The sequence below is a fragment of the Veillonella parvula genome (assembly GCF_024461875.1).
GTDB lineage: Bacteria > Bacillota > Negativicutes > Veillonellales > Veillonellaceae > Veillonella > Veillonella parvula_I.
Map to the genome: position 1 here is coordinate 37,358 of NZ_JANGAL010000002.1, position 13,403 is coordinate 50,760.

Consider the following 13,403-nt stretch of genomic DNA (forward strand, 5'->3'; position numbering starts at 1 on the left):
ATGTTGTGAAAGCTTAATCTCGCTTTCTAACAATATTGCGACCACCTACAACTCGAAGGACCACAATAGGTGAACCGGCATCGATGAAGTCACCTTCGGTTACAACATCTACCAAATTACCATTAATCTTAGCAATACCTGCAGGGCGTAGTGTTGTATGAGCTACACCTTCCTTGCCAGCCAAATCTTCTAATACATCATTAGATACATAACCGGCTTTTGTCGTAGACCGTTGCCCTAAGGTAAACAATTTCCCTATCCATGTCTTTTCAAAGTGATTAAAGAACACAATGATAATGACAATTAACAAGGCTGTTAATCCTAGCACGGCATACAATGCTACCGTACCTTCCCCAAGAGCTACATAAACGCCCCATAGGAATGCACAATAACCGATAAGACCTAAAATACCGCCTGGTACTACGAGTTCTACAGCCATCAAGGAAACACCGATAGCCATCCATATTAAAAACTCCATAGGCCCTCCTCTCTAAAATTAATTTTATACAACTTATATATTTATTATACAATATTGAAGATAAATTATAAAGATACTAAACAAAAACGACTACTTTCACAGATACAATCTGATTCAGTAGTCGTTTATTGTATTGAATACAAGTCAATTCACTTTAATCTCAAGGTTCTATGCCAAGAGCTTAAAATCGTATAAGGTTATACTTCTGTTTTTTTCAATTGGTCATTGCCAACGCCTGTTTTTTGAAGGATCAACAAACAAATGCTCATCGCCATACCTACTACAGTAGCAAGCCCCATTCCTTTTAACACTACAGGTCCAACCGCAAGTTCTGCACCACTAAGACCTACCACAAGGATAACGGATGTAAGAATCATATTAACAGGGTTTGTATAATCCACCTTACGTTCTACAAGCATACGCAAGCCAGAAGCTGCGATAATGCCGAACAAGAGAATAGAAACCCCGCCCATAACAGGTACTGGGATAGCATGAATAAGTGCTGCCACTTTACCAACAAAGGATATAATCATCGCAAGCACTGCAGCACCGCCAATTACCCATACGCTAAAACAACGAGTAATGGCAAGTACGCCAATGTTTTCACCATACGTCGTATTTGGTGTAGCACCAAAGAAACCAGAAAGAATATTTGCAAGACCATCACCAAGCAAGGATCTTTGTAGACCAGGTTCTTTCATTAAGTCTTTAGCGACGATATTACTAGTAACAACTAAATGACCAACATGCTCTGCAAATACTACGAAGAGCGCCGGCATAATCATGATAATCGCATTGATATCAAATACAGGCATGCCATAGAACTGAGGCAATGAAAGCCACGGAGCAGCTTCTACACCAGAGAAGTCAACAACTCCCATCACAGCAGACAATACATAACCGGAGACAACACCGATAAGAACAGGAATAACAGCTAAGAAACCACGGAACACAACAGTTCCAAGCAAGGTAACAACTAAGGAAAACATAGAGATAATAACAGCTTGGCTATGACTCATTCCTAAATCTTGATTACCGATAAGGCCAGACATACTCATCGCTACTGGCGCTAATTCTAAGCCGATAATCGCTACGATAGCACCCATTGCCGCTGGTGGGAATAATTTATCAATCCAACGCGTACCAATATAACGTACGAGAACAGACAAAATTACAAAAGATAGACCAAATACAACGAAGGCCCCTTTTGCCGCTTCATAACCAAGACCAGCAGATAACACACCTGCTACAGGCGCAATAAAAGCAAAGCTGGAACCAAGATATGCAGGAATCTTACCCTTACACACAAATAAGTACAATAATGTACCAATACCATTCATAAACAATGCTGTTGCAGGGTCTACTTTTAATAAATACGGTACCAATACAGTAGAGCCAAACATGGCAAATAAATGTTGAAAACTAAGTGGTAACATTCGGCCCCATGATGGGCGTTCTTGAATATCAATATAATCTTTCATCGTTTCTCCTCACACACAATATAACGATGCTAAGTTCATATAGTACAGTCCTTAAATATACTCTATGAATTTACACAAACAGATTCATCTTATGATACATACGTTAGATATTAACGTTCAAATTTAATCTATCTACGAGTCGACTTTTTAGAAGGCCGTGGTTTAAACGGTCCAGGCATATTTGTCTTATTAGTACGCGTCGTAGCAGAAGGCTTGAAACGACTTTGTGTTTCTTCACGCAAAGATGGTAATGGTTCAGCTGTACCAACTTGTTTTACCCCTTCTACATTACGACGACCAATGCTTGCCAACAACCCAATAGCCATGAAATTCATCAGCAATGAAGAGCCACCATAACTAACAAATGGTAATGGTACCCCTGTTACAGGCATGATACCGCATACCATGGCGATGTTAAACAAAGCCTGACCACTGATAAGCAATGTTATGCCCATTGCTAACCATTTCCCGAATTCATCACGAGCCTTATTAGAAATGCGGAACCCAAAATAGGTAAAAGCTGCAATCAGAACGACAACAAACACTGCACCAACGAAACCCATTTCTTGGGCCCATACAGCAAAGGCAAAGTCCGTATGTGCTTCTGGTAAGTAAAAATACTTTGATGTACCTTGCATAAAGCCTTCGCCTAAAATACCGCCAGAACCTACGGCCAACAGCCCTTGAACTGTTTGATACCCCATATCCTGCGCATGAGGCCAAGGATCAAACCAAGATTGAATACGTTCCCAGCGATATGGCGACATACGAGCTGCAATAAAGCCAAGAAATCCAGCTATCACAAAAGCTCCGCCAAAGAATTTTCCATCAAAGCCCGCTAAATAGATGAGCACAAAGGAAAAGCCAAAAATCAATACGGTCGTGCCCATATCTGGTTGCAAGATTGTTAAGCCTGCAAATATAATTGGCCATATTAACATTGGCAACATATAACTTATACGTTCACTAAAATAACCTTGTAAATTAATGAGAGGGTTAGTATGCTTTGGTTTTCCCCATTTCCGCATGGTGCTCAATTTAGCCGACGTCCATATCAAGGCAGCCAATTTCGCAAATTCTGAAGGTTGAATCGATACAGGCCCAATAACAATCCAACGACGTGCACCATTAATGACTGCACCAATCACAAGAACCAAAATCATACCAATTAGTGTAGCAATCATAATTCTTTGCAACATGTGAGGCTTCTGTAACTGACGGTAATCGTAACGATACAATATGACACCTGCCGCCATAGACAAAAGCAAGAATGTCATATGTTTTAAAAAGTATCCTAATAATCCCGTATTTTCATAGATAGAGCTGATATACGTAGCACTAAAGATATTTACACTGCCTATAATTGTAATGAGAAGAATAGGTAAGAGCATACCTTGTAAGTCATTTTTAAAGAGTGAGCCCCACCGACTATCCCCCTTATTCGGTGTTTGCATGTTAAGCCTCCTTTTGAACTTTTGGCTTAATTGCTTCTAAGCGGAAAATAGGTTGACCTTTTTCACTAAATTTTTCTTCATATTCAGTCTTTACATTTGGAAGATCCGTACTATGTAAATCATACGTTACATTTTTAAGCTCCCAACCACATTCTTTGAATTCTTCGAGAGAAAACATAAACAATCCTTCATTATCCGTCTTGAAGTGGACTTCACCACCATCTTTCAAAAGACGAGCATAACGATCGAGGAATGTGTGATATGTAAGGCGGCGTTTTGCATGTTTCGCCTTAGGCCAGGGATCACAGAAGTTAATATAGAAACGATCAACTTCACCTGGTGCTACTATCTCTTCAATACCTGCGATATCAAATAAAGATACCTTTGCATTGTTCCGCTCCCCTTCAAAGATTTTTTGTGCTGCATAATAAATAACCCCCAGCTGCACTTCAAAACCTACGAAGTTAGCATTTGGATACGCTTCAGACATCCCCGCAATAAAGCGACCTTTCCCCGTCCCTAGTTCCATATATAATGGGTACTCAGGATGTTCAAATAATTCACACCACTTGCCTTTATACGCTTCTTGGCCAGACAAAATAATATGAGAGTCATATTCGTGGATAGCTTCATCAATCCATGGTTTTCTACGAAGGCGCATACTTTCTCCTTACATCTATTTTTAAAAATATGTTTATATTTATTTATATTTATTATTACAGGTCATATACCTATCTTATTAATTATAGAAAAGGGGACATTAAACGTCAATTACATTCTATGTATTTAATACGAATCACTGCGACTATGAAAGCACTTCTTATAAAAAAAGACCTACTTCCGAAGAAATAGGTCTACATTTTATTGGAAAATCATAGCTTCTAAATTTTCAATTTGATATTGACTTAGGCCAAGTTCAGATAAACTCTTTTCAGCTGCAGTGAAAAGATTATTTTTACCAACTCGAGTACCTAATGCTGCCGCAGCGACCAATTCACGGTCCAATTTACCTAGACGTGAACGATTACGATTTTGAGGTTTTGGTTTTTTCATACGGAACGTATTATATTGAACCCCCTCTTTTGCTTCCTCAGCTTTCGGCTTTGTTAAAGGTGCCCCATTAGTGCCATTCCCCAATAAAGCACTAAGTCCTGTTTGCTTTGGTACCAATTTTTCGTACTCATCGCCAAACTCAGGGCGTTCATCACGTAATTGATCAAATGTAGCTAAAGCAGCATTCATTTGTTTCAAGCCAGCAGCAGAGTAAAGTTGACGAATGGCAATACTCACCTCTTGTGGCGTCAACGTGCCTCGCTCAATAGCAGATGCAATTACACTCTTTAATGCACCTTGATCACCAGACGCAGTATAGCGGCCAATTTCAACCAAGTCTTTCTGACGTGCATTAAGCTCTTTTGGCGTATATATATTTATCTCAGATATAGATGGTGCCTGTTTAGAAGGTTGTTCTCCCGCCCCATTAGCCTCAAACATATAGCCACCGGCAACGATGGCCACGGCTAATGTTAAGGTTAATACTCTTTTCAAAGTCTTACAATCTCCCTTATCATTAATACTAATTGTATAATACTGCAATAGTAGCGTACATTATCAATGGATTTATTTTACTGTTCTACTGTAATACATACTGTAGATATTATTATATAATACTTCATCTAATTTTTATAGTCCTATTCGAAAAAAATCTATAATCTTTTAAGAAATTATATATATTTATCTATAAAAATTATATATTTATAAACCACACTTAACAATGCATCAAAATGCACTTCTACTATTTTATCAAAGAGATTAATGGCTATCGTAATAAACTAAGAAAGAGAATTCGAATCATACCAACTATGCAGCAATACTGAACCAAACAGTCTATATAATTTACTCATTTGAGCTTTCAAATATAGTTCTATAACCTTCAACTGTAACAGCCACTATTTGTTCAATTTCCTCTGTAGGATCCTCCGTGAAAGTAAAACTTTCATCAGCCTCAAAGGAAGCACTCGTTCCACAGGACGAACTAAGATTCCGTGGTACAGGACGTAGTTCTATATTAGTTACCCCTTCTGGGGCTTCACGCTTGAAGCGAATCGCTCCAAAATGAGAGTAAAAAGTGGCAATATATTTCATAGACACTCAATTCTAGCTATCAATAACGAATAAAATAGTAAAATACATTCATACTATATGTTGATCATACCATACATGATCTAAACATTTCCAAGTTAACCATCTGCAGGCTAAGCATTTGAACGTTTTGTATTAAGTACAGCAATAATGAACGCTACCACAAAGCCAACACCTACAGCAATTTCACCATTTAGTGTAGGACCAGCACCAGAGGCAGCTAAGCCGAAATTATGAGCAAATGCTGCGCCAGCCGCAAGGCCAAGCACTGTAACAGCGGAATCAGAATTACCTTCACCAGTCATGATTAATTGACGTAATGGACAGCCCCCAAGCAATACGCTACAGAAACCTGCAAGCGCCATACCTAGGAAGTTCCACAATCCATCTGTATGTGCAATTGGTTGGTTTTCAAAGCCAAGATGGAAATTACCAAAGCTAATATTCACAACGAATACACCAATGAGAACCGCTAAATAACCAAAGATAAGAATGGATTTTTTGAACAAGAATAAATCCCGAAAACCACCAACGGTACAAAGGCGACTAAATTGAGATAAGCCACCTACCACAAGGCCTGCTGCCAATGAAATTAACCAAGGTGCATGCATAGCGCCTGGTCCTTTTTGACTAAAGAAGATAAATGCCGGAGCAGTTACTACTAACACTAATAGCCCAACTTGGATGGCAGGCATCATAGCAGACTCTAACTTACTCAATGCGTAAGTTCGTTGTAAAGAATAGCCTTTTTTCAAGAATATTGTACCGAACCCAATACCACCAGCAAAACCAGCAATACCGAACAAAGCATTTAAGTCACCGCCACCAAGTCGCAAAATCATACGAATTGGGCAACCGAGGAACATCAAAGCACCAATCATAACAAAGAAACCAAGAATAAATCGAATAATTGGAGAGGAACCACCTTTACTTTGGTGTTCGCCACGAATCATGGACAATACATAGGCCCCTAAAATAAGACCGATAACTTCTGGACGAATGTACTGTACCGGTGCAGCACGATGTAGACCAAGAGCACCTACGGTGTCACGAACAAAGCAAGCAATACAGAAGCCCATGTTACCTGGATTTCCGGCTAATACGAGAAAACCTGCAATAACACCAATTATAAGGCCTGCAATAATTAAATTTCTTTTTTCATGAGACCCACTCATAATAAACTCCTTTCAAACTACAAGAACTAAAACTATATAAGTATGTGCTCCTACCCGATCAAGCACAATACTCATGATATAATAACCATAAATACATCTTGTTATTCATGGAGATTACCTATGAAGTATATCTATTTAGATAATGCGAGCACCACATTTCCCAAAGCTCCAAATGTGGCTAATGCCATGTCAGACTATTTAACGAACTACGGTATCAACATCAACCGTGGCTCCTATGCCCTCGCCTATGATGTAGAGGATATTATCTATACAACAAGACAACGACTAAACAACGTATTCAACAGCCATGATCCATCACATGTCATCTTTACACAAAATGTGACGATGAGCTTAAACATGGTTATCAAAGGCCTATTGAAATCCGGTGATCACGTACTCGTTAGCTCTATGGAGCATAATGCTGTCATGAGACCGCTCACACAGCTACTCAATGAAGATATTACCTTTGATACTATCCCTTGTGATACTACAGGTTCTATCAAATTAGACGCTATTGAGTCACTCATTCGTCCAAATACAGTAGCTATAATTATTAATCACGCGTCCAATGTATGTGGAACCATACAACCCATTAAAGAAATCGGTATACTCTGCAAAGAGCATAATCTACATTTTATTGTAGACGCAGCACAAACGGCTGGTGTCATACCTATCGATGTAAAAGAATCTCAAATAGATGCCCTCTGCTTTACAGGTCACAAAGGATTATTGGGACCCCAAGGTATTGGTGGCATGATCTTGACCAAAGAAATGGCTCAAACCTTAACCCCTCTTATTACTGGTGGTACAGGTAGTTTCTCACATTTGGAAACAATGCCTACTAATATGCCCGACGCCTTTGAATCAGGCACATTAAACCTACCAGGTATCATAGGTCTCAACAAAGGTCTCACCTTTATTGAGTCGAAGGGTATGGAAAGCATTCACAACCACGAGCTCGCTTTGACAGAAGCCTTCCTCGAAGGATTACGACCGATAGATGGCATTAACATCATTGGCAAGCAAGATGTTCAGAACAGAACTGCTGCCGTATCGATTACAATTGATGGAGCTGATGTTGCGAGCGTTGCTTACGAACTAGAATCAACCTATCACATCATGACGCGCGTTGGACTCCACTGTGCCCCGCGAGCACACCAAACACTAGGAACCTATTCTGAGGGAACTGTGCGTTTCTCCTTTGGCTATGCCAACACACTTGAAGAGGTAGATATGGCATTATCTGCACTACATACAATCCTGAAAAATACTAAATAATAATTATCACCGTTAAGGCTATATACTTTGGTATATAGCCTTTTATACTTCTACGCTTCACACAAACGACCGATAGCATCAGCTCTACAACGTTTACAGTGCGTCATCTGTGGTACATAGTGACCAATAAATTGACGCATATTGTCAATCTCTTCTGCATTCGGTCCTCGATAGTTTTCAAAGGCCGTATCATGAACTGGAATCATAGCAATGCAGTTCATCAAATCGACGCCCCATGCTTCCGCTTGTTTAGCAATGGCTGGTACATGATTCATATTTACATCAGGTACTACTACAGTATTAATCTTAACGATAATATTCTTTTCCTTTAGTTTTCGGATACTTTCAGCCTGACACTCTAATAAAATACGGGCCCCATCGATTCCTTTGTAGATATTACCCTCATAGCGAACCATGGAATATACATTTTTTGCAATCTCTAGATCAATAGCATTAGCCGTAATCGTTACATGCGTAATTCCTAAGTCAGCAATGTCATTAACATAATCAGGCACTGCCAAACCATTACTAGATAAACAAAGCATGACATGAGGAAAATCCTTTTTCACGAGGCGGAAGGTTTCAAGTGTCTTGTCTGCATCACACATAGGATCCCCAGGACCTGCAATACCTACTACAGAGATATCCTGACGAGCATCAAACACCTTGCGCACAAAGGCAGCTGCCTCTTGTGGCGTATATACATGTTGCGTCACGCCTGGTCTATTTTCATTCGCACAGTCGTACTTACGATTACAATAATTACATTGAATATTACAATTCGGCGCTACTGGTAAATGTAGACGACCCCAATTAGCAGAAGCGGCCTTATTGTAACAAGGATGATTTTGTAGGAAACTTTGTCCTTGAATTTCTTTCATAATTAACCTTTCCGACCAAATCTAATAGCATCTTTATGGCAAACATGTAAGCAATCACCACAGTTGGTACAATTCATTTCATTTGGTCGTGTCCCCATTTCACAAACGCGTAAACACGCATCACAGTTGTCGCACTCATTCGTTTTATAAATTCTAAAAATAGAAATCTTACGAAGCAATTCCATGATGCCACCGAAAGGACATACAAATCGACACCATGCATTAGCAATAATAAGGGAACCAGCAATGATGGAAACTACAGTTATAGTACGAGCCGCCCAATACCAGTCGGAAAATTGCATAGATAAAATAACGGCATTAAAATATTCATCACTTGTCCGTATTGGGATCATAATACGAGGATTACCAAATTTGAAATACACAATAAGACCTAAAATTATAGTGGCTACCATGCCGAGTTGAAGGTATCGCATGTAATGTTTACGATTCCTTAGTGGTCCCATAGATATTTTTCCCAGCATTTGGTTAACCCATCCACTTGGACAGAACCAGCTACAAAATGCACGGCCAAAGAATACGACCATAATAGGCAAAACAATCCACCAAGCATAGAAATACGTCGTAATACGGCCCCAACAGGTAATCATGGAACAGCTTTCACAGTTTACAAACGGCACGATATACGGGCATCGGAATATACCATAATATACCCATTTTCCCATGATAAAAAGGAATATAAACTGCACGATACGACGCCAAAGCGTTAGATTCTTAGGGGCTTGTTTCCCAGATACACCAGATCCCCCTTGAGATCCACAGGTTGTAGATGACGGACAATGACTACACATCTTTTACACCAAACCTTTCTATCAAATCGAGACCTCTCGCACTATGAACGGATGTAAATCCATGATTTTCTAAGATTTGTTGCCCTTCTTGGGACCGTGTAAATTCAATATAGTCGGCAGCCAATGCACGATCTTGTACATATTTCATCGTATTGATAGTAAAAGTAAGCGGTGCCGGCGGCACAAATTGTGGTGGTATAGAGAAGTATTCAATGCGATCCTTGAATCGATCATGAGTAGTAAGGCGTTTTTCAATAATGGATACATCAGCTTTACCTTCTACAAGGTCACACATCATGGAAATAACACAAGCATTTTCGGCTATCATATTTTTCATAATGCTATCAGTCAATCCTGACAGTTTCATAATCCCCTTTACAGAGGCACTGCCTGGAGGAGATGCCCCCAATGGTAACATGACACGCACACCGGGCTCCGCCATATCTTTAAGATCACGAATACCGGCAGGATTACCTTTAGGTGTGACTATGACGTAGTCTGTAAAACATAGCGGCTCAAAAGCGATACTTATCCCTTTTTTGCGCATATTTTTTGCTAACTCTAATCCGCGAGCTCCAAAGATTTCGGTGCGACTTTTTTCTGCTAACAAAGATTTACCAATAGCCCCTGCAAAAGCACCGGTGTACTGAATATTGTGACCTGTGTGCATCGTGTAGACTGGGTTTAAATCAAGAAATGCTTCTGACAAGCCTCCACAAGTCCATACTTGTAACGAATCAGATTGTGTTGGCTTATAAGCACCTCGTATAAACGACGGCACTACTGATGCAGCCGCTAAAGCTAAAGCACCACCAATAAACTGGCGACGGGATATATCCTTTTTCAAAAATCCCATGTACTTACCACCTTTCACTGAACTTTACAGCTATATATGTATATTTGTATTATAGTATAAATATTTCTAATCGCATGCATAAGATTGATTAACTAATCTATATAGATTAGTCATATAAAACCTATTATTTATTAAATTATTCAAATTTTTAACTTCAAATAACCATATCTATTTTTATGAATATTTATTACAACAAGTAACTACGATAATTAATGAGAATAAAAGGAAATAGATAGAACCTATGCTCTAAATGCATAGGTCCTATCTATTTTTATTCTATACTTTTATACAACAATCTATACAATAAGCTTCAATCCCTAATATAGCCTTCTAACATCTCCAGTTAAATAAATTCAAAGATATACACTTCCATGTGAATCATGGACCAAACGCAAAAAGGCGGCACAACCAAATGGTTGTACCGCCTTGATTCATCAATTATTCAGCAGTGAATGGCAATAAAGCAATTGCACGTGCACGTTTGATAGATGTAGTCAATTTGCGTTGATGTTTTGCGCAAGTACCGGAAATACGACGAGGTAAGATTTTACCGCGTTCAGTCGTAAAACGACGAAGTTTAGCAACATCTTTATAGTCGATTTGATCGATATGGTCTGCACAGAAAACGCATACTTTTCTTCTTGGCTTTCTGCCTCTATCTCTTCTCATTGCGAATCCTCCTTTTCGAATTAGTAGGAGTCCCTGACACTAGAACGGGATGTTTTCGTCATCGCCGCCTGTACTGAAACTATCAAAATTGGACCCACCTTCGAAAGAATTAGTATTCATATCAAGGGATTGGCCCACAAAGTTCGCCACCACTTCAGTAACGTACCGTTTTTGACCGTCCTGAGTCTCGTAAGAACGAGTTTGCAAACGACCTTCTACAAAGCAACGACTGCCTTTACGAAGATTGCCTGCCGCTTCACCAAGTTTACCCCAAGCAACGCAGTTGATGAAAGCAGTTTGTTCTTTCGTCTCATTTGTTGTGGAATCAATATAGGTATTTGTGGCAGCTACTGTGAAAGTTGCTACCGCACGACCAGTTTTGGTATAGCGTACTTCAGGATCACGAGCTAAATTACCTAGAATTTGTACAGAGTTCATGTTTTCCTCCAGGCTTTAATTATGCTTCGTGTTTAACAATTAGATGTCTTAGGACTTCATCGTTGATTTTCAATACACGATCGATTTCTTTGATTTCAGCAGGTGCTGCTTCAAAGTTGATCAATACATAGAAACCGTCAGTGAATTTCTTCACCGCGTAAGCAAGACGACGCTTGCCCCAACGATCTACCTTTTCTACTGTGCCGCCTACACGAGCAATTAAAGCTTCTACTTTTTCAATAACAGCGTTAGTTGCTTCCTCTTCAGCTGGTTTCACAATAAACATGACTTCGTATTTGTTCATACAAAATCACCTCCTCTTTCGGACTAATGCCCCTATCGACACATAGGGGTAGGAAGTGCTTACCATCAATAAGCCTTACTATTATAACCTAAAAAAATGATGAAAGCAAGGATTCAAATTAAAACCCTCGCTTTTACCAATATTATATACGATTATATTTTTCATCCTCAGGAAAGGCGATAATAGCGCAGATAATTACAAATATGGCTATTACCCCCATCATAGGATAGGCCGTATCATTTGGTAAAAAGGTAAGTATCAACGATGACACAATACCACTACCATATTGCATGGCACCTAATAGTGCCGCCCCAGATCCAGCCATTCTACCTGCTCTATCTAAAGCTAATGCATTAGTTACAGCGGCAATGATACCATTCATGGAGAAGAATAAAAAACAACCAATAACGATTAACCACAATGAATGGTAACCTAAGAACATCAAGCCCATAACAATGGATACACAAACAGCAGCAAATAGTGTGGCATATTTCAATAGTCTATCAAGGCGTATAGCACTAACAATACGACGATTAATGGCACTTAACAACATAACACCAATAATATTAACAGAAAAGAGATAACCAAAATATTCTTTGGGCACTTCATACACATCTATATATACATAAGGCGATCCCGTTAAAAACGCATAAATGGCAATATAAAATGAGCTAACACATAGGGTATATTTCATAAAACCTTTATTGCGTAATAAAATCCAATAGTTATTATAGGTATGACCTATGGACTTTTTGCTCCTCTTCTCTACGGGATGTGTTTCCGGAAGCACTAATACGGCAACGAGCATTAAAAGTCCTATACCAACAAGCAACCAGAATATAGAATGCCATGTATACCATACAAGTAAATGTCCGGCTAACATTGGGCCTGCTATAGGCGCTATAGCCATAACAATGGCCAATGTAGACAACATTTTAGCCGCCTCAGTCCGACCATATAAATCCCGAATCATAGCCCGTGACAACATCGGTCCTACACAGGCACCAAAAGCCTGAAACACACGCCAAGCTAGTAATTCTAGCATAGACGAACTTAGGGCACAGCCCACAGACCCTATGATAAATAAGACTATCCCTATAATCAGTGGCTTCTTACGACCAATTTTATCACTAACGGCGCCCCAAAAAAGCTGAGCTAGCGCAAACCCAATTAAGAAACCTGTCAACGTAAGCTCCGCATCACCATTGAGGTCACGCCCCATCTCAGGCATAGCTGGCAAATAAATATCCGTAGACAACGATGTAAACGCCATCAAAGCACTTAATATAGACGTAAAAAGCCATCCCTTATTGCTAATCGTCAGCATAAAGACACCACTTTCATATAAAACCGCACTATAATATGTATTCATTTAGATTATATCAGAAATAAAATTAATGCTATATAAAGTTTTGATTTTTTCAATAAAAAAGCGTAG

15 protein-coding genes are annotated in these 13,403 nt (G+C 39.3%); 1 reads left to right on the forward strand and 14 read right to left on the reverse strand.

The annotated features are described in order from the left end of the window. Positions 1 to 13: 13 nt before the first annotated feature. The 7 genes from NE668_RS04385 to yedE form a co-directional block, all read right to left on the reverse strand. A complete protein-coding gene (locus NE668_RS04385; RefSeq protein ID WP_004693763.1) occupies positions 14 to 478 on the reverse strand; it encodes an NfeD family protein in 465 nt (154 codons plus the stop codon). A 197-nt stretch (positions 479 to 675) separates the two neighbouring features. Next, on the reverse strand, positions 676 to 1,959 hold the full coding sequence (gene uraA / locus NE668_RS04390) for a uracil permease (RefSeq protein ID WP_008715436.1): 1,284 nt from the start codon (positions 1,957 to 1,959) through the stop codon (positions 676 to 678). Between the two features lie 128 nt (positions 1,960 to 2,087). Continuing rightward, positions 2,088 to 3,413 (reverse strand): FtsW/RodA/SpoVE family cell cycle protein, encoded by a 1,326-nt coding sequence (locus tag NE668_RS04395; protein WP_227037771.1) that lies wholly within the window; start codon positions 3,411 to 3,413, stop codon positions 2,088 to 2,090. A 1-nt stretch (position 3,414) separates the two neighbouring features. Continuing rightward, complete coding sequence (gene trmB / locus NE668_RS04400; protein WP_004697974.1) at positions 3,415 to 4,074, reverse strand: tRNA (guanosine(46)-N7)-methyltransferase TrmB; 660 nt, start codon at positions 4,072 to 4,074, stop codon at positions 3,415 to 3,417. A gap of 200 nt (positions 4,075 to 4,274) precedes the next feature. Next, on the reverse strand, positions 4,275 to 4,961 hold the full coding sequence (locus NE668_RS04405) for a carboxymuconolactone decarboxylase family protein (protein ID WP_004697971.1): 687 nt from the start codon (positions 4,959 to 4,961) through the stop codon (positions 4,275 to 4,277). 348 nt (positions 4,962 to 5,309) lie between these two features. Beyond that, on the reverse strand, positions 5,310 to 5,558 hold the full coding sequence (locus NE668_RS04410) for a putative Se/S carrier protein (RefSeq protein ID WP_004693778.1): 249 nt from the start codon (positions 5,556 to 5,558) through the stop codon (positions 5,310 to 5,312). A gap of 110 nt (positions 5,559 to 5,668) precedes the next feature. Beyond that, positions 5,669 to 6,730 (reverse strand): YedE family putative selenium transporter, encoded by a 1,062-nt coding sequence (gene yedE / locus NE668_RS04415; RefSeq protein ID WP_077708096.1) that lies wholly within the window; start codon positions 6,728 to 6,730, stop codon positions 5,669 to 5,671. 120 nt (positions 6,731 to 6,850) lie between these two features. Between yedE and NE668_RS04420 the strand changes: the two genes are divergently transcribed. Continuing rightward, complete coding sequence (locus tag NE668_RS04420) at positions 6,851 to 8,008, forward strand: aminotransferase class V-fold PLP-dependent enzyme (protein WP_227037768.1); 1,158 nt, start codon at positions 6,851 to 6,853, stop codon at positions 8,006 to 8,008. A gap of 50 nt (positions 8,009 to 8,058) precedes the next feature. Here NE668_RS04420 and NE668_RS04425 read toward each other — a convergent pair whose 3' ends face one another. The 7 genes from NE668_RS04425 to NE668_RS04455 form a co-directional block, all read right to left on the reverse strand. Next, entirely contained in the window at positions 8,059 to 8,889 is an 831-nt protein-coding gene (locus tag NE668_RS04425; RefSeq protein ID WP_227037766.1) for a radical SAM protein, read from the reverse strand. Between the two features lie 2 nt (positions 8,890 to 8,891). Beyond that, entirely contained in the window at positions 8,892 to 9,698 is an 807-nt protein-coding gene (locus NE668_RS04430; protein WP_077708093.1) for a 4Fe-4S binding protein, read from the reverse strand. Next, positions 9,691 to 10,554, reverse strand: a complete 864-nt coding sequence (locus tag NE668_RS04435; RefSeq protein WP_227037764.1) for a substrate-binding domain-containing protein — start codon at positions 10,552 to 10,554, stop codon at positions 9,691 to 9,693. The genes NE668_RS04430 and NE668_RS04435 overlap by 8 nt, the downstream gene beginning before the upstream one ends. Positions 10,555 to 10,992: 438 nt before the next feature. Then, positions 10,993 to 11,223 carry a 30S ribosomal protein S18 gene (gene rpsR, locus NE668_RS04440; RefSeq protein WP_004693795.1) on the reverse strand — a complete coding sequence of 77 codons (231 nt, stop codon included), beginning with the start codon at positions 11,221 to 11,223 and terminating at the stop codon, positions 10,993 to 10,995. 39 nt (positions 11,224 to 11,262) lie between these two features. Then, positions 11,263 to 11,661, reverse strand: coding sequence for a single-stranded DNA-binding protein (locus NE668_RS04445; protein WP_004693797.1), 399 nt, complete (start codon positions 11,659 to 11,661; stop codon positions 11,263 to 11,265). A gap of 19 nt (positions 11,662 to 11,680) precedes the next feature. Beyond that, on the reverse strand, positions 11,681 to 11,965 hold the full coding sequence (gene rpsF / locus NE668_RS04450) for a 30S ribosomal protein S6 (RefSeq protein ID WP_004693799.1): 285 nt from the start codon (positions 11,963 to 11,965) through the stop codon (positions 11,681 to 11,683). Positions 11,966 to 12,107: 142 nt separating this feature from the next. After that, entirely contained in the window at positions 12,108 to 13,292 is a 1,185-nt protein-coding gene (locus tag NE668_RS04455; RefSeq protein WP_038149718.1) for a multidrug effflux MFS transporter, read from the reverse strand. Positions 13,293 to 13,403: the final 111 nt, after the last annotated feature.

Coding starts and splice junctions, on each gene's coding strand:
- NE668_RS04425 (WP_227037766.1), bottom strand. CDS start 8,889: ATGAAAGAAATTCAAGGACAAAGTTTCCTACAAAATCATCCTTGTTAC.
- NE668_RS04455 (WP_038149718.1), bottom strand. CDS start 13,292: ATGCTGACGATTAGCAATAAGGGATGGCTTTTTACGTCTATATTAAGT.
- NE668_RS04435 (WP_227037764.1), bottom strand. CDS start 10,554: ATGGGATTTTTGAAAAAGGATATATCCCGTCGCCAGTTTATTGGTGGT.
- NE668_RS04420 (WP_227037768.1), top strand. CDS start 6,851: ATGAAGTATATCTATTTAGATAATGCGAGCACCACATTTCCCAAAGCT.
- NE668_RS04395 (WP_227037771.1), bottom strand. CDS start 3,413: ATGCAAACACCGAATAAGGGGGATAGTCGGTGGGGCTCACTCTTTAAA.
- NE668_RS04445 (WP_004693797.1), bottom strand. CDS start 11,661: ATGAACTCTGTACAAATTCTAGGTAATTTAGCTCGTGATCCTGAAGTA.
- NE668_RS04385 (WP_004693763.1), bottom strand. CDS start 478: ATGGAGTTTTTAATATGGATGGCTATCGGTGTTTCCTTGATGGCTGTA.
- trmB (WP_004697974.1), bottom strand. CDS start 4,074: ATGCGCCTTCGTAGAAAACCATGGATTGATGAAGCTATCCACGAATAT.
- rpsR (WP_004693795.1), bottom strand. CDS start 11,223: ATGAGAAGAGATAGAGGCAGAAAGCCAAGAAGAAAAGTATGCGTTTTC.
- NE668_RS04430 (WP_077708093.1), bottom strand. CDS start 9,698: ATGTGTAGTCATTGTCCGTCATCTACAACCTGTGGATCTCAAGGGGGA.
- yedE (WP_077708096.1), bottom strand. CDS start 6,730: ATGAGTGGGTCTCATGAAAAAAGAAATTTAATTATTGCAGGCCTTATA.
- uraA (WP_008715436.1), bottom strand. CDS start 1,959: ATGAAAGATTATATTGATATTCAAGAACGCCCATCATGGGGCCGAATG.
- rpsF (WP_004693799.1), bottom strand. CDS start 11,965: ATGAACAAATACGAAGTCATGTTTATTGTGAAACCAGCTGAAGAGGAA.
- NE668_RS04410 (WP_004693778.1), bottom strand. CDS start 5,558: ATGAAATATATTGCCACTTTTTACTCTCATTTTGGAGCGATTCGCTTC.